This window comes from Streptomyces sp. NBC_01264 (assembly GCF_026340675.1).
Taxonomy (GTDB): domain Bacteria; phylum Actinomycetota; class Actinomycetes; order Streptomycetales; family Streptomycetaceae; genus Streptomyces.
The window spans coordinates 1,240,473-1,257,943 of sequence record NZ_JAPEOX010000001.1; the positions used below are offsets into that span (position 1 = coordinate 1,240,473).

Genomic DNA, 17,471 nt, shown 5'->3' on the forward strand with positions numbered 1-17,471 from the left:
CAACGCGGCGTAGTCAGCACCAAGTCAGCACGGGACAGGTTGCCAGGGGTGCTGACATGGGGTTTCAGGTCAGCACCAAGTCAGCACGGGAGTCAGCACCGCATCCCCAAATCAGGCGCAACTCTGCAATTCCGGCGGAGGCTTCCCGCCTTCTTCCGGAGGGATCCGAGGGGATCGTTTCAGGTCGTGTGGTGGTGCGGCACACTTGAGTGGGGTTGATTGTGATGGCACGCCACATATGCCGCTGACCTGCGGACTTCTACGTTGTGGCCACACCCGACGTCCCCGCAGACACCCTGGAAGTGGTTCACATGGCCTCCACCGCAACGGCCCCACAGGCTCCGTCCGGCATCAGACGGATCGTCGCCGCCAGTCTCATCGGGACCACCATCGAGTGGTACGACTTCTTCCTCTACGGGACCGCCGCCGCCCTCGTCTTCAACAAGCTGTTCTTCCCCACCGCCGATCCCCTCACGGGCACGCTGATCGCCTTCCTCACCTACGCCATCGGGTTCCTCGCCCGGCCCTTGGGCGGGGTCGTCTTCGGGCATTTCGGGGACAAGGTCGGGCGCAAGAAGCTGCTCGTGCTGAGTCTGCTCATGATGGGCGGGGCGACCTTCGCGATGGGGCTGCTGCCCACGCACGCCAGCATCGGGGTCGGAGCGCCGATCCTGCTGACCGCGCTGCGTCTGGTGCAGGGGTTCGCGCTGGGCGGCGAGTGGGGTGGGGCCGTGCTGATCGTGTCCGAGCACGGTGGGGCCGAGCACCGCGGGTTCTGGGCCTCCTGGCCGCAGTCCGGGGCTCCCGGGGGGAATCTGCTCGCCACCGGGGTGCTGGCGCTGCTCGCCGCCGTGCAGTCCGACGCGGCGTTCCTTTCCTGGGGGTGGCGGATCCCGTTCCTGCTTTCCGGGGTCCTCGTGGTGGTCGGGCTGTGGATCCGCCTCTCCGTGTCCGAGTCGCCCGTCTTCCTCGCGGCGCAGGCCGCCGCCGCGGCCGCGGGGCCGGCCGAGCAGGAGAAGGCGCCCGTGGTCCAGGTGTTCCGCAAGGACTGGCGGCAGGTGCTGACCGCCATCGGCACCCGCTTCGGCGAGAACATCTCGTACTACGTCCTCACCTCCTTCCTCCTCGTCTACGTCACCACCCACCTCGGGCTCCCCAAGACGACCGCGCTCAACGCGCTCCTGATCGGCTCGGCCGTCCACTTCCTGACCATCCCGGCCTGGGGCGCGCTGTCGGACCGGATCGGCCGCCGGCCGGTGACGCTGATCGGTTCGGTGGGCATGGCGGCGTGGGCGTTCGCGTTCTTCGCGCTGGTGGACTCCAAGTCGTTCACCGTCATCACCCTCGCGGTCACCACCGGGCTGCTGCTGCACGGGGCCATGTACGGGCCGCAGGCCGCCTTCATCTCGGAGATGTTCGACACCAGGGTCCGCTACTCGGGCGCCTCGATGGGCTCCCAGCTCGCCTCGATCGTCGCGGGGGCCCTGGCCCCGATCATCGCGGTCGAGCTCCTGAAGGACTACGGATCCTCCGTACCGGTCTCCGTGTACCTGTCGGCGGCCGCCCTCGTCACCACCCTCACCGTCCTCCTCGCCCGCGAGACCCGGGGCCGCGACCTCTCCGTCCCGAAGTCAGGGGCGGGGGTAGGGGCACCGGCCGGGGGGAGCGGGTACGCCGCCGCGGTCTCCGATCACGTCTGAGCCCGACCGACCCACGGTCCGCCCGCCGCGACCGGTGCCTCCGGTCCGGCGGGCGGACCCGCTCGCCACCCCGCAGCGAAGGGCTGCCAGCATGGCCCCCGTGAACGATCCCACCGCGCCGCCCGCCGCCGCGTTGCGGCAGCTCCTGGACCTGCTCGCCCAGGGCGCGCCCGTCGAGCACTTCGCGCGGCCCGGCGCGCAGGCCCGTACCGCCGGTGCCGGCGCCGCCGATCAGGCCCTCGTGGAAGAGGCGACCCGGGTCGCCCTCGACATCCGGCGCACGCTCGACCAGCACCGCAGGCGCGAGGCGGAACTCACCGCCCTGTTCGACACCGCCGGCGACCTCGCGGCCCTGCGGGATCTCGACGCGGTGCTACGGGCCATCGTGCGGCGGGCCCGGACCCTGCTCGGCACGGACTGCGCCTACCTCACCCTCAACGACCCCGTCGCCGGCGATACGTTCATGCGGGTCACCGACGGCTCCGCCTCCGCAGCCTTCCAGCAGTTGCGCCTCGGCATGGGCGAGGGCCTCGGCGGCCTGGTCGCGCAGACGGCCCGGCCGTACGCCAGCTCCGACTACCGCACCGACGACCGTTTCCGGCACACCAGCACCATCGACGCCGGGGTGCGCGAGGAGGGACTGCGGGGCATCCTCGGTGTGCCGCTGCGCGTCACCTCGCGGGTCATCGGGGTGCTCTACGCCGCCGACCGGTCGGTGCGCGCGTTCACCCCCGACGCGGTCGCGCTGCTCTCCTCGCTCGCCGACCACGCCGCCGTGGCCATCGACGGGGCGCGGCTGCTGGAGGAGACCCGTACGGCGCTGGTCGAGCTGAACGCCGCCACCGAGACGGCCCGGGCCCACAGCGAGGCCGCGCGGCTGGCCACCGAGACCCACGACCGGCTCACCGATCTGGTGCTGCGCGGCGGGGACGTCACCGATGTGGCCCGGGAAGTGGCCGCGCTGCTGCGGGGCGGGCTGGTCGTGCACGATGCCGAGGGCGCCGAGCTGGCCCGGGTCGCCACCGGACCCATCGGCGCGCCCGCCCGGGGCGTGGCGGCCTCCCGCTCCGGAGGCCGGGCCGTGCCGGTCGACGGGGTGTGGGTCTGCGCCGTCCTGGCCGGGCACGAACTGCTGGGCAGCATCGCCCTGACGGGCCGGGCGGAGCTGTCGGACAGCGACCGGAGGCTGTTCGAACGCACCGGCCTGGTCACGGCGCTGCTCCTGCTGCTGCGCCGCTCGGTGGCCCTCACCGAGGACCGGGTGCGCGGCGAGCTCCTCAGCGACCTGCTGACCCCGCGGAGCCCGGGGCACACCCCCGACAGCGGCAGCCGGACGATCCGGGCCCGCAAGCTCGGCGTCGACCTCGCACGCCCGCACTCCCTCCTGGTGCTCCACTGCGACGCGGCGCTGCGGCCCCGGCTGTCGACGGAGGCGGCACGCCGCGCCCGTGGCCTCGACGGCCTGGCCGGGCTGCACGAGGGCCACGTCGTGCTGCTCGCCCCGACCGATCGACCCGGGGACCTCGCGCGTTCCCTGGCCGCGGAGCTGGGGCAGGCGCTGGGGGCGCCCGTCACCGTGGGCTCGGCCGGACCGGCCGGCGACCCGGGCGGGCTGCCCGCCGTGTACGCCGAGGCCGTGCGCTGCCTACGGGCCCTGCACGCGCTGGGCCACACCGGTCACGGGGCCGCCCTGCCGGACCTGGGCTTCGTCGGCCTGCTGCTCGGGGACCACGGTGACGTCGGCGGGTACGTCGACCGGGTGCTCGGCCCCGTCATCGACTACGACGCCCAGCGCGGCACCGAACTGGTCCGCACCCTCCAGGCCTACTACGTCAACGGGGCGAGCCTCTCCAAGGCCAAGGAGGCCCTGCACATCCACGTGAACACCGTGGTGCAGCGACTCGACCGGATCAGCCGGCTCCTAGGCGAGGACTGGAACAGTCCGGCCCGCGCCCTGGAGCTCCAACTCGCCCTGCGCCTGCACCTCCTGGCCGGCTCCGTCCCGCCGGCGGCCTGATCCGGAAGGCACGCCCCGCACTCCGCCTGCAGCGCGCGGTGATCCGTGGGGCAGAGTGGAGAGCATGACGACGTACGAGACGATGGCGTACCACCTCGAGACCGAGCGGCTCGTACTGCGGCCGTGGGCCGAGTCGGACGCCGCCGAGTTCCGTGACCTGGTGGCTGAACGCGGCAACGGGGTGGGCACGGTTGAACACATCCGGACGGCCATCGCGGAACTGCTCGCCACGACGCGGACCACGGGGATCGCTCTGCTGCCCATCCAGCGCCGTGAAGAAGGCGACTTCATCGGCTACTGCGGGCTGATCATCGGCCGCTCCACCCTGGAGGAGCCGGAGATCGCCTACGAACTGTTCCAGAGCACGCACGGCCACGGCTACGCCACCGAGGCGGCCCGGGCCGTGGTCGATGCCGCGATCGCGACCGGGAGGAAGCGGCTCTGGTCGACCGTCGGCACATGGAACACACCGTCCTTCCGTGTCCTGGAGAAGATCGGCTTCGAGCGGCATCACGTCGCCACGGACGACCGCGGTGAGCATGCCTGGCTCACACGCGAGTTGCCGTGACACAAGGCGGGCCGGGTGACGCCGCGCGGAACTCCCCTACCCCGTCCCCGGGGTGACCAGGCCCGTCTCGTAGGCGAGCACGACCGCCTGGGCCCGGTCGCGCAGGCTCAGCTTCGCGAAGATCCGGGCCACATGGGTCTTCACGGTGGCCTCGCTGAGCGTGAACTCCTGGGCCAGTTCGGCGTTGGAGAGGCCGTGGCCCATGAGGGTCAGCACCTCCCGCTCCCGCGGGGTGAGGGCGTCCAGGTCGGGGTGGGACACCGGAACCCCGCCACCTCGGGCGGCCGATGCCGAGGCGCAGCGCTCCACCAGTCGGCGGGTGATCGACGGGGAGAGCAGCGCGTCGCCGGTGTCGACGAGCCGGACGGCGTTGGCGAGGTGCTCGGGAGTGACGTCCTTGAGCAGGAACCCGCTGGCTCCGGCGGCGAGGGCGGCGTAGACGTACTGGTCGAGGTCGAAGGTGGTCAGCATGATCACCCGGCATTCCGGAGCCTCTGCGATGATCTGCCGTGCGGCCTCCAGTCCGTCCAGACGGGGCATGCGTATGTCGAGCAGGACCACGTCGGGGCGCAGCCGGCGCACCTCCGAGACGGCCTCCACCCCGTCGGCCGCCACCCCCACCACGTCGATCCCCCGGGCGGTGAGGATCATGCGGAATCCGGCGCGGACGAGTTCCTGGTCGTCGGCGATGACGACTCGGGGCCCGGCTGTCGTCCGGCCCGGCCCGGCGGCACTCGGGTCCGGCCCGGCGGCCGCGGCGTGCGTGGTCACGGCCGCTCCAACGGGAGGCGGGCGCGGACCCGGTAGCCGCCGCCGAGGCGGCGGCGCGCGTCGAAGTCCCCTCCGTACACGGCGACCCGCTCGCGCAGCCCGATCAGCCCGTGCCCGGCGCCGTCCGCCTTCGGGCGCGCCGCGGAGGAGGCTCCCGGGGCGGGCGTCCCCGTGGCCCCGGGTATCCGGTCCCCGGACAGCACGCTCGGTCCGCTGTTGAGCACCTCGACCCTCAGCGCCTGATCCGCGTATCTCACCGTCACCTCGGCTTTCACCCCGTCCCCGTGTTTGAGTGCGTTGGTCAGCGCCTCCTGGATGATCCGGTAGGCGGTGACGTCGATCCCGGCCGGCAGCGGCCGGGGTTCTCCGGATATCCGGACCTCCACCGGCAGCCCGGCGAAGGCTATCCGGTCGATGAGCGGACTCAGCCGGCTCAGGCTGGGCTGCGGCGCCAACTCCGCCGCCGGATCCCGTCTTTCACCGACTCCGCCCCCGTACGGCTCGTCCTTGCCGTCCTGCGCGGGCGCGAGCAGCCCCAGCAGGTGCCGCAGTTCGGTCATGGTCGTGCGCCCGGCCTTCTCCACGGCGGCCATCGCGGCCGCCGCCTCCACCGGCATGGTCGCCAACACCTCGCGAGCGGCCCCGGCTTGGACGATCATCAGGCTGACGTTGTGGCTGACTATGTCGTGCAGCTCCGCCGCTATCCGGGCCCGCTCCGCGTCCACCGCGGTGCGGGCCGCGGTCTCCCGCTCCCGCTCCAGCAGCCAGCCGCGCTCCTCGATCGCCGCCCGGTGCGCCGCGCGGGCCCGCAGGAGCGCCGCGGTCAGCCCGGACCCGGCCGACACCGCGCCCACCGCGGCCACCACGGCGGCGACCACGCATCCCGTCGTCACAGCGACTCCCCCTCCCCCGGCCATGATCCTCGTCCCGCGATTCTCCTACCCGAACCCTCGCAGGCACCCCGGGTAGCCCACATCACCCTCCAGGTTCTCCCCCCGCGTACATCCCCAGGATGACGTGGGCTCCCGCTTACATCCGGGGGGTGACGCGGCACCTCGGACCGGCCTTCTAGGTTCGTGCCATGACACCTCATCACGACAGCGCCGGCAGCGCCGACAGCGCCCCCCGGGTCGTCGTCCGCCTGGACCGCGTATCCAAGGAGTACGGCGACACCCTGGCGCTCGACGCCCTGTCCCTGGAGATCCGCCGGGGCGAAGCCGTCGCCGTGATGGGCCCCTCCGGCTGCGGAAAGTCCACGCTGCTCAACATGGTGGCCGGCCTGGACCGGCCCACCGCCGGAACCATCAGCGTGAACGGCCAGGACCTCGGCGGCCTGACGGAGACCGGCCTCGCCCTCTACCGCCGCCGCGACGTCGGCATGGTCTTCCAGTTCTTCAACCTCATCGACGACCTGCCGGCGCTCGACAACGTGGCGCTCGCCGCCCAGCTCACCGGTACCTCCGCCCGCCAGGCCCGGCGCCGCGCCCTGGAACTCCTCGACGAGCTCGGGGTCGCCGACCGCCGCAACAACTACCCCACGACGCTCAGCGGCGGCGAACGCCAACGCGTGGGCGTGGCCCGAGCATTGATGAACCGACCGGCGCTGCTCCTGGCCGACGAGCCGACCGGCGCCCTGGACAGCCGTTCCGGCGAGCAGGTGATGGACCTCCTGATCGACCTCAACCAGATAGGCCAGACCCTGCTGATCGTCACCCACGACCCGCACCTGGCGACCCGCTGCGCGGGCCGCCTCGTCGAGATGGCCGACGGCCGCGTCGCCCGCGAACGCGCCCTGGACGGCGAGACCGTGGATGGCGGAAACCTGGAGCGTTCCGCGTGAGCGCCGTGTGGCGGGCCTCCCGCGCCGCCGTGAAGCGCCGCAGGGTCCAGACCTTCGTCATCGGCCTCGTCGTCCTCTGCTCCACCACGACCGTCCTGCTCGCGCTCGGTCTGCTCGCCGCCGCCTCGGGCCCCTTCGAGAAGGCGTACACGGCGCAGCGCGGCGCGCACACCGTGGCCACGTACGACCCGGCGAAGGTCTCCGACGCCCAACTCGCGCAGACGGCTCACCGCCCCGGTGTCGCGGCCGCCGCGGGCCCGTTCCCCCAGGCCGTCGTCGACGTCCCCGAGAGCTGGCTCTGGATGCCGCCCGGACCGCTCACCGTGGTGGGCCGCGCCGATCCGGCGGGCCCGGTGGACCGGGTCGACGTCCTGATGGGGCACTGGCCGCGAGGACCCGGCGAGATCGTCGCCAACTGGGCGGTGGACGGGACCCCGTACGCCGATCTCCTCGGCACCGAGCTGGAGGTGCCCGGGCGCCCGACACTCACCGTCGTCGGTTTCGCGACGAGCATGAGCAAGTCGGCCGCGGCCTGGGTGACGCCCGAGCAGGCCGCGGCCCTCCACCCCACGTCCACGCAGATGCTCTACCGCTTCACCGACCCGTCCACCGGCGCGCAGCTGCGCGACTCGCTCGCCCGGGCCACGGACGGACTCCCCCCGGACTCGCTGACGGCCGCGCAGACCTATCTCACCCTCAAGAAGGCCTTCTCCGCCCGGGCGGACGCCTACCTCCCCTTCATCGCCCTCTTCGGCGTCCTCGGCCTGCTCGTCTCCGCCCTGATCGTCGCGAACGTGGTCAGCGGCGCCGTGGTCTCCGGCAACCGGCACATCGGCGTCCTCAAGGCCATCGGCTTCACGCCGAACCAGGTCGTCGCCGTCTATCTGACGATGGTCTCGCTCCCCGCCGTGGCCGGCTGCGTCTTGGGCACCCTGCTCGGCAACGCGCTGGCCGCCCCCATCCTGCGGATCGCCTTCTCCGGCATCGAGACGGGGATGGCGGGTGTGGGCACCGTCCCGCCCTGGGTGAGCGCCGCGTGCTTGGCCGGGATGCCCGCCCTCGTCCTGCTGACCGCGCTCGTACCGGCCCTGCGCGCACACCGGCTGCCGGCCGCGCAGGCCATCAGCGCGGGCGGCGCGCCCCGCACCGGACGCGGGCTGCGCGTCCAGCGCGTGCTCGCCTCCTCGCGACTGCCGCGCTCCGTCAGCCTGGGTCTGGGCCACCCCTTCGCCCGACCCGGCCGCGCCTTCATGACCACGGCCGCCATCCTCCTCGGTGTCGCCACGGTGACCCTGGCGACCGGTCTGACCAGCACGATGGTCTCGTACGCGCAGACCGGCCGCGGTCCCGGCGGACCGGTGGTCGACGTCCTGGTCGGCGGCCACGGCGAGAACCACACGAAGCCGTTGCTGAGCGACGCTCAGATCGAGGAGCGGCTGCGGTCACTGGGCGCACAGGAGGTACGGGCCCGCGCGCTGATCCAAGTCGGCCTGGTCGGCTACGCGCAACCCGCGTTCGGGACCTTCTACCGGGGGAGCCTCTCTTCCCCTGATGCCGCGTTCGTGGAGGGCCGGCCGCCCGCCGGACCCGGTGAGATCGCGGCGGGCCCCGCGTTCCTCACCGAACGCGGGCTGGCGGTGGGCGACCGGGTCACCCTGGAAGCCAACGGGAGGCGGACGGCCGCGACCATCGTCGGCCAGCTGATCGACAGCGACGCCCGCTCCGTCGAATCCACGTGGGAGACCCTCGGCCGACTCGCCCCGGACAGCAGCGCGATCGAGTACACCGTCCAGCTCGCCCCGGGCGCGGACACCCGCGCCTACGCGGAAGCCGTCGACGCGGCCGACCCCGGACTGCACGCCGAGGTGGTGGACTCCGCCAAGGTCAACGCCGCCACCACCACGGTCGTCGGCTTCTCCTCGGTCTTCTCGCTCATGCTGGCGCTCGTCGCCTCGCTCGGCGTCTTCAACACCGTCCTGCTGAACACCCGCGACCGCCGCCGCGACCTGGGCATGCTCAAGTCGATCGGCATGACCCCGCGCCAGGTGGTCGCGATGACGGTGACCTCGGTGACGGGACTCGGCCTGGTCGGCGGGCTGCTCGGGATTCCCCTCGGGATCGTCGCGCACCGGCTCGTCGTGGACAACGTGGGCATCGTCGCCTTCCCCGAGTCGATGAAGGACGTCTGGCACGCGCCGCAGCTCGCCGGAATGCTGTGCGCGGGGGTCCTGATCGCCGTCCTGGGCGCCCTGGTCCCGGCCCGCTCGGCGGCCCGGATGACCATCGCGGCGGCCCTGCACACGGAGTAGGGCACTCAGCCCTGCGGGTCATCCTCCGCGGACGCCGAAGCCTCCACGATCCGCCCGTCGCGCAGTTCCACCACCCGGTCCGCCAGTTCCATCAGCGCCGGGTCGTGCGTGGCGACCAGCGCCGTGACGCCCTCGCTGCGCACCACCGCGCGCAGCAGCCGCATGATCTGCCGGCCGGTGTCGGAGTCGAGCTGGCCGGTCGGCTCGTCGGCGATGATCAGATCGGGCTCGTTCGCGAGGGCCCGCGCGACGGCGACCCGCTGCTGCTGGCCGCCGGAGAGTTCGCCGGGGCGCTGCTCAGTGTGTTCGGAGAGGCCGACGAGGGCGAGCAGGGTGCGCGCCCGTTCCTCGCGCTGCTTCGCCGGCATCTTGCGCAGCCGCATCGGGATCCCGACGTTCTCGACGGCGGTCAGGGCGGGGATCAGCCCGAAGGACTGGAACACGAAGCCGATCCGGTCGCGGCGCAGCGCGAGGCGGCCGTCCTCGTCGAGCCCGGCCAGGTCGGTGCCGTCGAGGGCGACGCTGCCGCCGGTCGGGGTGTCGAGGCCGCCGACCAGGTTCAGCAGGGTGGTCTTGCCGGAGCCGGACCTCCCCTTGAGCGCGGTGAGTTCGCCGCGGCGGACCTCGAAGGAGACTCCGCGCAGGGCGTGGACCGCCTGCTGCCCCGTACCGAAGCTGCGCCGTACGTCGTCGACCACCACCATCGGCAGCGCCTCGGCGTCCCGCCCCAGTCCCTCCCCCAGCCCCTGCCCCTGCCCCGGCCCCGGCTCCTGTCGCCGCTCCTGATCCAGTTCGTCATCCTGTTCCTGACCCTGCGTCATGCTGCGGCTCCCCCTCCAGCGGATGAGCGGATGAAACGGCGCTCCAGCGTTCCGCCCGCCCCGATTTGTTCATTCGTTGCACTCTTCACGCAAGCCCCTTCCGCTGACCGTTCGAATCTGGCAGCGTCGTCCGGTATCCGGGGCGACCAGTCCGGGACGGGGGAGGAACAGGCACATGCTCGGCTTCGTCGTGCGCCGGCTGCGCGGGCGATTGCCGCTCACAGCCGCCGTACTGCTGACCGTTCTGATCACCACGACCGTGCTCACAGCGCTCTTCGCGTTCACCCGCGCCGTGGGCGACGCCGGACTGCGCCAGGCCCTCCAGGGCCCCGGTCTCGCGCGCAGCACCGTACTGGTCACCGGTTCCCGCCCGACGGCCGACCGCGCCCAGGACGACGAAGCGGTACGGGGCTTCGCGCGCGAGCTGTTCGGCCCGCTCCCGGCCGGCGTCGAGAGCGTGGCGCGCAGCCGTTCGTACGGGCTGCCCGGCCCGCACGCCCCCGGCAAGGACTCCGATCTGACCCTGCTGGCGGCCTTCGCCAAGGAGCGCGTACGGCTGCTCGCCGGGACCTGGCCGCAGCCCGTCGCGGGGCCGGTCGCCGACCGGGGCGGCCCGGTTCCCGTGGCCGTGCCGAAGGCGGCGCTGGACCGGCTCGGGCTGGCCGAGGGGGCGCTGCCCGCGCAGGTGCGGCTCGACGACCGCTACGGCGGCTCCCCGCTGACCGTGCTGGTGACGGGCGTCTACCGGGCGGCCGACCCGGACTCCCCGTACTGGCGGCTCGATCCGCTCGGTGCGCGCGGGCTCCAGTTCGCCGGGTTCGCCACGTACGGGCCGCTGCTGGTGGACGATTCCGCCTTCACCGCGGGCGGGCTGGCCCAGGACAGCCGCGCCGTGCTCGTCACCGCCGACTTCACAGCCGTGGACGCGGCGACGGCCGAGGCGGTCCGCGGTCGGTCCGCCCGGGCCCTGGAGGAGCTCCAGCGCGGTTCCGGGCTCCGGCCCGACACCGAACTCCCCGCATTGCTCGCGGAGTTGCGGTCGGGACTGACCGTCGCCCGCTCCACCCTGCTGGTCGGCGCGCTGCAACTGGCCGTGCTCGCCGGGGCGGCGCTGCTGCTCGTCTCGCACCTGCTGACGGAGCGCCAGGAGGGCGAGCGCGCCCTGCTCGCGGCCCGCGGCGCCTCCCGCGGTCGGCTCGGTGTGCTCACCGCGGCCCAGTCCCTGCTCCTGTCCCTGCCGGCCGCCCTCCTCGCGCCCCTGCTGACCCCGCCGCTGCTGCGTCTGCTCGGCGGCTACGGCGCCCTGGCACACGTCCCGTTCACGGTCACCCGGAGCTGGCCGTTGTGGCCCGTCGCCGCCGTCTGCGCCCTGGGGTGCGTGGTGCTGGCCACCCTCCCGGTCGTCCTGCGCGGGGCCGCCGGGGCCGCCCTGCACCGGACCGGCCGCCGCCAGGCGCTCGTCGCCGGCGCCGCCCGGTCGGGTGCGGACCTGGCGCTGGTGGCTCTGGCCGTACTCGCCTACCAGCAGCTCTCCCGGTACGGCGCGGGCCGCTCCGGCCCGGCGGCGGACCCCGGCGTGCCCGACGGCGGGCTGTTCGGTGTGGACCCGGTCCTGGTCGCGGCCCCGACCCTGGCGCTGTGTGCGGGCACCCTGCTCGTGCTGCGGCTGCTGCCCTTCGCGGCGCGGCTCGGGGCCCGGATCGCCGCCCGGGGCCGGGGGCTGGGTCCGGCGCTCGTCGGCTGGCAGCTGGCCCGCCGGCCCGGACGGGCCACGGGGCCGGTGCTGCTGCTCGTGCTCGCCGTCTCCAGCGGTGTCCTGGCGCTCGGCCAGCACACCGCGTGGTCCGAGTCCCAGCGCGACCAGGCCGACTTCTCCACCGCCGGGGGCCTGGTGGTCTCGGGCAGCGACCTGCCCCCGCTGGGCCGCGCGGGCCGGTACGCGGCGCTGCCCGGCGGTGAGCGCCTCCTGCCCGTGCTGCGTACCCGGCAGGAGCTGCCGGGCGGGCGGATCGGGCAGGTGATGGCGCTGGACGCGGCGGCCGCCGCCGACCGGCTCTCGCTGCGGGCCGACCTGCGCGAAGGGCGCGGCATGCGCGAGCTGTTCGCCCCGCTGGCCCCCGCCTCCGCGCCCGCCGCCCCCGCGATCCCCCTGCCCGGCCACCCGCAGCGCATCGACCTCTCGGTCTCGGTGCGCTCCACCGGCGCGGGCGGCCGCCCCGGGCTCGGACTGCTGCTGCGCGACCGGTTCGGCATCACCTACCGGGCCGCGATGGTGCAGCTCCCGGAGAGCGGTGACGCCACCGTGTCGGTGCACATCGGCTCGATGCTCGGCGCCCCCATCGGGTCGGCCGCCACCCCGCTCAGCGTGGCCGGGCTCGTGTTCTCGTACGACCGGGAGGGGCCGCTCCCCGGCACGGATCCGAACGCCGATCCGGGCCCGGTCCCGGGTGGTGGGCCCGGCACGTCGGTGAGGATCTTCGACGAGCTGACCGTACGCGGCCTCGCGGTCGCGCAGACCGGGGACGGCGCGGCGGCGCCGCTCGCGGTGCCCGCACCCGACTGGAAGCTGTCGGCCCCGCCGCTCGCCGACGGCGGCCCGGCCGTCGAACTGCTCGCGTCCCCCGGGTCCGCGCCGGGCGGCGGCCCGGCCCTGGTCAAGCTGCGCTACCGGGACGGTTCCGGCGAACTGGGCGGTGTGCAGGCCGGTTTGACACCGGGGCCCGCCCCGGCCGCCGAGGTGCCGGGGATCGCCACCCGGGCGTACCTGGCCGCGATCGGCGCGGCCGCGGGCGATGTGGTGCCGGTGAAGCTGGACAACGTCACCCTGCGCGTCCGGATCACCGCGGCGGTCGGCTCGCTGCCCGTGGCGGGCGACACCGCCCTCGCCGTCGACCTGGTCACCGCCGGGTCGGTGCTCGCGACGGGCGGCCTGGAGCTGCCGGCGCCCGGCGAATGGTGGCTGCCGGGCGCATCCGCCGACGATCCGGACCCGGCCCGCGCCGCCGCCCAGCTGCGCTCCGCCGCGGGCTCCCAACAGGTGCGGGTGCGCGAGGAGGTGGCCGCCACCCTGCTGGACGATCCGCTCAGCGCGGGCCCGCAGGGGGCGCTGGCCGCCCTGGCGGTGGCCTGCGCGGTCCTGGCCGCGATCGGTTTCGCCGCCTCCGCGACGGCCGCCGCCCGGGAGCGGGCCCGGGAGTCCTCGGTGCTGACGGCGCTGGGCGCCCGGCGCCGGGACCTGGCCCGGGCGGCCACCGCCGAGAGCTGCCTGCTGGTGGGGCTCGGTACCGCGGTCGGGGTGGGGCTGGGCGTGGTCATCGTCCACCTCGTCGTCCCCCTGACCGTGCTGACCCCGGCCGCCGGCCGCCCGGTGCCCGAGGTGCTGGTGGACCTGCCCGCGGCGCGGACCCTGCTGCTCGCCGCCGCCATCGCCGCCGTACCCCTGCTGTCGGCGGTCTTCGGCGGCCGGCGCGACCAGAACCGCTCGAAGCCGGCCGACCGGCTGCGGCACGTGGAGGACATATGACCGGGCCGGCCGCGACCAACGCCGAGCGGCGCCCGCCGGGCGGGACCGGCCGGCAGGCACCGCGGGCACCGCAGTCGCCTGAGGGGTCGGCGCCGCGCGCCGTGCCCCCGCCCGCGCCCTGGGTGCGGACCCGGCTGCGCGCGACGGCGCTGAGCACCCTGCTCGGCGCCGCCCTGGCCTTCGTCGCCGTCCTGCTCGCCGCCGCCCTGCCGCGCGCCATGGACCGCGGTACCGACCAGGCCCTGCGTTCCTTCCTGGGGTCGCGCGGGCCGGCCCAGACCAGCCTGTACGTCAGTGCGCGCCCCCGCTTCGGGGAGCAGAGCCCGCAGGACCTGGACGAGGTGCTGGCCACCCTGGTCTCCCGTACCGCCCCGGGATTCGCGGTCGCCCCCTCCGGCCCCGTCCACGGCAGCAAGGCGGGTGCCCGTTCCCTGGCCAGTCCCCGCCTGGCGGCCCCCGACGGGGTCCCGCCCCAGCTGGGGCTGGTCCACTTGCGTGAGGCCGCCGAGCACGTCCGGCTGGTCGAGGGACGCTGGCCGGGCCGCCCCGCGCCCGGAGGTCCCGTGCCCGTCGCGCTCTCGCAGAGCGCGGCGAAGACCCTCGGCGCCCGGGTCGGCATGGTGCTGGAGACCGCCACCAGTCAGGTCCAGACCACCGTGAAGGCGGAGGTCGTCGGTCTGTACGCCGCGAACGACGCCTCCGAGGACTACTGGATCGACGACCTCACCTGCCTCACCCGCGCCTGCCTCTCCCAGACCGCGACCAGGCCGCCGCAGACGTACTGGCTCACCGGGGCCCTGGTCGGCGCGGAGGTGCTGGACCGGCTCCCCGAATGGGGCGAAGGCCGCAGCGAGGACTTCTGGCGGATCCCGGTGGACACCACGACGCTGCGGGCCGACCGGCTCCCGGCCACCGCGAAGGCCGTCGCCTCCTACGTGAGCGGGCCGACCGCGGCGCGCCTGACCCAGGAGACCCACCGGAGCGATCTGCGCCTCACCTCCCGCCTCCCCGAATTGTTCACCCAGGCCGAGGACCGGCGCCGGGCCGCCGCCCCGCTCGCCGCGATGGGTCCGGCCGGGGTGGCCGGAGTGGCGTTCGTGGTGTTCTGCCTGGCGGCCGGGCTCGCCGCGGACCGGCGGGAGGCCGAGCTGCGGCTCCTGCTGGCCCGCGGCGGTTCCCGCGCGGGCATCGTGCGCCGGCTGCTCGCGGAGAGCGCCGTCACCGTCCTGCCGGCCGCGGCGCTCGCGGCGGCCCTCGCGGTGGCCTTGCTGCCGACCCCCCGCTCGGCGGGCACCCTGCTGGCCGCTTCGGCCGCCACGCTGCTGGCACTGCTGGCCGTCCCCGTACGGGCCTTCGTGCTGCTGTCGCCCCCGCGCCGGCCGGGTCCCCGGCGGCGGCTGGTCGCGGAGCTGCTCGTGCTGGCGGCCACCGCGGCCGCCGTGTTCGAGGTCCGCTCGCGCGGGGTCGCCCCGGCCGGCGCCGGGGTGGACCCGCTGCTGATCGCCGCACCGCTGCTGCTCGCGCTCTGCGGCGGCCTGCTGCTGGCCCGGCTCCAGCCCGCCCTGGTGGGGGCGCTGGCCCGGGCGGCCGGGCGGGGCCCGGGGGTGGTCGGCTTCCTCGGGCTGGCGCGAGCCGCCCGGGGCTCCGGGGGCCGGGCCCGTCCGTCCGTACTGCCGCTGATCGCGATGCTGCTGGCCGTCACCACCGGGGGCTTCGGCGCCACGGTGCTGACGGGGGTGGGCGACGCCCGCTCCCAGGCGGCCCGCACGCTCGTCGGCGGCGACGCACAGGTCTCGGCGGGGGGCGGCACGCTCCCGGATTCCCTCACGTCGGCGGCCGCCGCGCTGCCCGGCGTGCGGTCCTCGGTAAAGGTGTGGAGCGACGACAACGCGTTCCTGCTCGGCAGTTCGAGGGGCAGCATGCAGGTCTCCACGGTCGTCGCGGACCCGGTGGAGTACGCGAAGCTGTCCGCGGCGGCCGGCACCAGCCGTTTCGATCCCGCGCTCATGGCGGCCGGAGCCGCGGGCACCTCGGGCGCGACCGTGCCGGCCCTGGTCAGCCGGGACCTCGCCGAGGACGACACCTCCGGCTACCTGCTGCGGCTCGAGAACGGCGGGGAGCTGAAGCTCTCGGTCGTCGGAGTCGTCGACACCACCCCCTCCCGGCCCGGCGCCAGGTCCACCGCCGTGGTGCTGCCCGCCGGCCAAGTACTGGCCGCGGTACCGCAGATGGGGCAGCCCAACAACTGGTTCGCACTCGGCACCCTCGACCAGCACCGGCTGGAGCAGGCGGTCCGCGGCGCCGACCCGGCGGCCGGCGAGGGGCGCTACCGCGTCCGCACCAGCGCCGCCTCGGCCGCCGAACTGGGCTCCGATCCGCTCCAGCGCTCCGCCGAGCAGCTGTTCTGGGCCTCCCTGGCCGCGGCCGCCGGCTTCGCTCTGCTGGCGGTCCTGCTGACCCTGGCCCGGGCGGCCCCCGACCGGGCGGCGCTGCTCGCGCGGCTGCGCACCATGGGCCTGCGGCCCCGGCAGGGCGTCCTGCTGATCCTGGTGGAGTCGGTGCCACTGGCCCTGGCCGCCGCGCTCGGCGGCGCACTGCTCGCGGCCGGCGCCGTCGCGCTGCTGGGCCCGGCCGTGGACCTGTCCACGCTGGTCGGCACCCCGGTGCCGACCGGTCTGCGGGTCCTCGTCAGGCCCGTACTGACCCAGGCACTGGGCCTGGCCGTCCTCGTCGCGGGGGCCGTGCTCGCGGAGGCGGCGATCTCCGGCAGGCGACAGATCACGACCGAGTTGAGAGCGGGAGACCAGCGGTGAACAGCGATCAGCCCACCTACGAGGAGCTGCGGCGGCAGGCCCTGGCCGCCGCCGAGCCCCGTCGGCACGGCGCGGACACGGCCATCGTCTGCGACCGCCTGGTACGGATCTTCAGTACGGACGGGGTCGAGGTACAGGCCCTGCAGGGGCTGGAACTGACCGTGGCACAGGGCGATCTGATGGCCCTGGTCGGCGCGTCCGGCAGCGGGAAGTCCACGCTCCTGAACATCCTCGCGGGACTGGACGTGCCCACGGCCGGCACCGCCAGCGTCGGCGGCTACGACCTGCTGGAGATGTCGGCGCGCGACCGGCTGCGTTACCGGCGCGAGGCGGTCGGCTTCGTCTGGCAGCAGACGGCGCGCAACCTGCTGCCCTTCCTGACGACGGCGCAGAACATCGCCCTGCCGATGCAGTTGAAGGGCGGGCGGCGCGCCGCCGCCAAGCGCCACGCGGTCCGCACCGGCGAGCTCCTCGAAGCGCTGGAGATCGGCGAGCTGGCGGACCGCCGTCCCGCCGAGCTCTCCGGCGGCCAGCAGCAGCGCGTGGCCATCGCGGTGGCGATGGCGAACGATCCCGCGGTACTGCTCGCCGACGAGCCGACGGGCGAGCTGGACTCCGAGACGGGCGGGGCGATCTTCGACGCCTTCCGCACCGTCAACCGGGAACTGGGTGCGACCGTGGTCATCGTGACCCACGACCCGCTGGTCGCGGGCGAGGTCCGGCGTACGGTGGCGATGCGCGACGGCCGCACCAGCAGCGAGGTGCTGCGCCGTACGGTCACCGACGAGCACGGGGCCGAGTCGGTGAGCGAGCGCGAGTACGTGATGCTCGACCGCACCGGGCGCGTGCAGCTCCCGCAGAAGTTCCTGGAGGCCCTGGGCATGGAACACCGGGTGGCGGTGGACCTGGCGTCGGACCACATCGAACTGCGCCCCGACGACGCGACCGGCACGCCGCCGAACGGCGCCGGCGTGCCGGAGGCGCCCGCGGGCTGATCCCCGTACGTTCACCCGGTCCGTGCGGCGCGCCTCCTGGCGAACATCCCGGCGCGCGTCACTTCCGTGGCCCGGGTGTCGTTAGGCGCTCGGGGTTGACTCGGGGGTCGAAGG

11 protein-coding genes are annotated in these 17,471 nt (G+C 74.6%); 8 read left to right on the forward strand and 3 right to left on the reverse strand.

Going from position 1 to position 17,471, the window contains the following annotated elements:
• Positions 1 to 311: 311 nt before the first annotated feature.
• The 3 genes from OG435_RS05610 (at position 312) to OG435_RS05620 (ending at position 4,285) form a co-directional block, all read left to right on the forward strand.
• Positions 312 to 1,700 carry an MFS transporter gene (locus OG435_RS05610; RefSeq protein WP_266875687.1) on the forward strand — a complete coding sequence of 463 codons (1,389 nt, stop codon included), beginning with the start codon at positions 312 to 314 and terminating at the stop codon, positions 1,698 to 1,700.
• A 91-nt stretch (positions 1,701 to 1,791) separates the two neighbouring features.
• On the forward strand, positions 1,792 to 3,717 hold the full coding sequence (locus OG435_RS05615) for a helix-turn-helix domain-containing protein (protein WP_430625585.1): 1,926 nt from the start codon (positions 1,792 to 1,794) through the stop codon (positions 3,715 to 3,717).
• A gap of 64 nt (positions 3,718 to 3,781) precedes the next feature.
• Complete coding sequence (locus tag OG435_RS05620) at positions 3,782 to 4,285, forward strand: GNAT family N-acetyltransferase (RefSeq protein WP_266875689.1); 504 nt, start codon at positions 3,782 to 3,784, stop codon at positions 4,283 to 4,285.
• A 36-nt stretch (positions 4,286 to 4,321) separates the two neighbouring features.
• On the opposite strand, the gene OG435_RS05625 is transcribed toward OG435_RS05620, so the two are convergent.
• Together OG435_RS05625 and OG435_RS05630 are read right to left on the reverse strand one after the other, a co-directional pair.
• Positions 4,322 to 4,975, reverse strand: coding sequence for a response regulator (locus OG435_RS05625; RefSeq protein ID WP_266881539.1), 654 nt, complete (start codon positions 4,973 to 4,975; stop codon positions 4,322 to 4,324).
• A 77-nt stretch (positions 4,976 to 5,052) separates the two neighbouring features.
• Positions 5,053 to 5,949 (reverse strand): sensor histidine kinase, encoded by an 897-nt coding sequence (locus OG435_RS05630; RefSeq protein ID WP_266875690.1) that lies wholly within the window; start codon positions 5,947 to 5,949, stop codon positions 5,053 to 5,055.
• A 188-nt stretch (positions 5,950 to 6,137) separates the two neighbouring features.
• On the opposite strand from OG435_RS05630, the gene OG435_RS05635 reads away from it, so the two are divergent.
• Both OG435_RS05635 and OG435_RS05640 read left to right on the forward strand, forming a co-directional pair.
• Complete coding sequence (locus OG435_RS05635; protein ID WP_266875691.1) at positions 6,138 to 6,896, forward strand: ABC transporter ATP-binding protein; 759 nt, start codon at positions 6,138 to 6,140, stop codon at positions 6,894 to 6,896.
• Complete coding sequence (locus OG435_RS05640; RefSeq protein WP_266875692.1) at positions 6,893 to 9,205, forward strand: FtsX-like permease family protein; 2,313 nt, start codon at positions 6,893 to 6,895, stop codon at positions 9,203 to 9,205. The genes OG435_RS05635 and OG435_RS05640 overlap by 4 nt, the downstream gene beginning before the upstream one ends.
• A gap of 5 nt (positions 9,206 to 9,210) precedes the next feature.
• Here the strand turns inward: OG435_RS05640 and OG435_RS05645 are convergent, their stop codons facing one another.
• Positions 9,211 to 9,909, reverse strand: coding sequence for an ABC transporter ATP-binding protein (locus tag OG435_RS05645; protein ID WP_266881540.1), 699 nt, complete (start codon positions 9,907 to 9,909; stop codon positions 9,211 to 9,213).
• Positions 9,910 to 10,201: 292 nt separating this feature from the next.
• On the opposite strand from OG435_RS05645, the gene OG435_RS05650 reads away from it, so the two are divergent.
• The 3 genes from OG435_RS05650 to OG435_RS05660 are packed head-to-tail and all read left to right on the forward strand — an operon-like array spanning position 10,202 to position 17,357.
• The gene (locus tag OG435_RS05650; RefSeq protein WP_266875693.1) at positions 10,202 to 13,549 is read left to right on the forward strand and encodes an FtsX-like permease family protein; all 3,348 of its coding nucleotides are present in this window, start codon (positions 10,202 to 10,204) and stop codon (positions 13,547 to 13,549) included.
• Positions 13,546 to 16,362, forward strand: coding sequence for a hypothetical protein (locus OG435_RS05655; protein ID WP_266875694.1), 2,817 nt, complete (start codon positions 13,546 to 13,548; stop codon positions 16,360 to 16,362). Before OG435_RS05650 ends, OG435_RS05655 begins: the two co-directional genes overlap by 4 nt.
• On the forward strand, positions 16,359 to 17,357 hold the full coding sequence (locus OG435_RS05660; RefSeq protein WP_266875695.1) for an ABC transporter ATP-binding protein: 999 nt from the start codon (positions 16,359 to 16,361) through the stop codon (positions 17,355 to 17,357). Before OG435_RS05655 ends, OG435_RS05660 begins: the two co-directional genes overlap by 4 nt.
• The last annotated feature ends 114 nt before the right edge of the window (positions 17,358 to 17,471 follow it).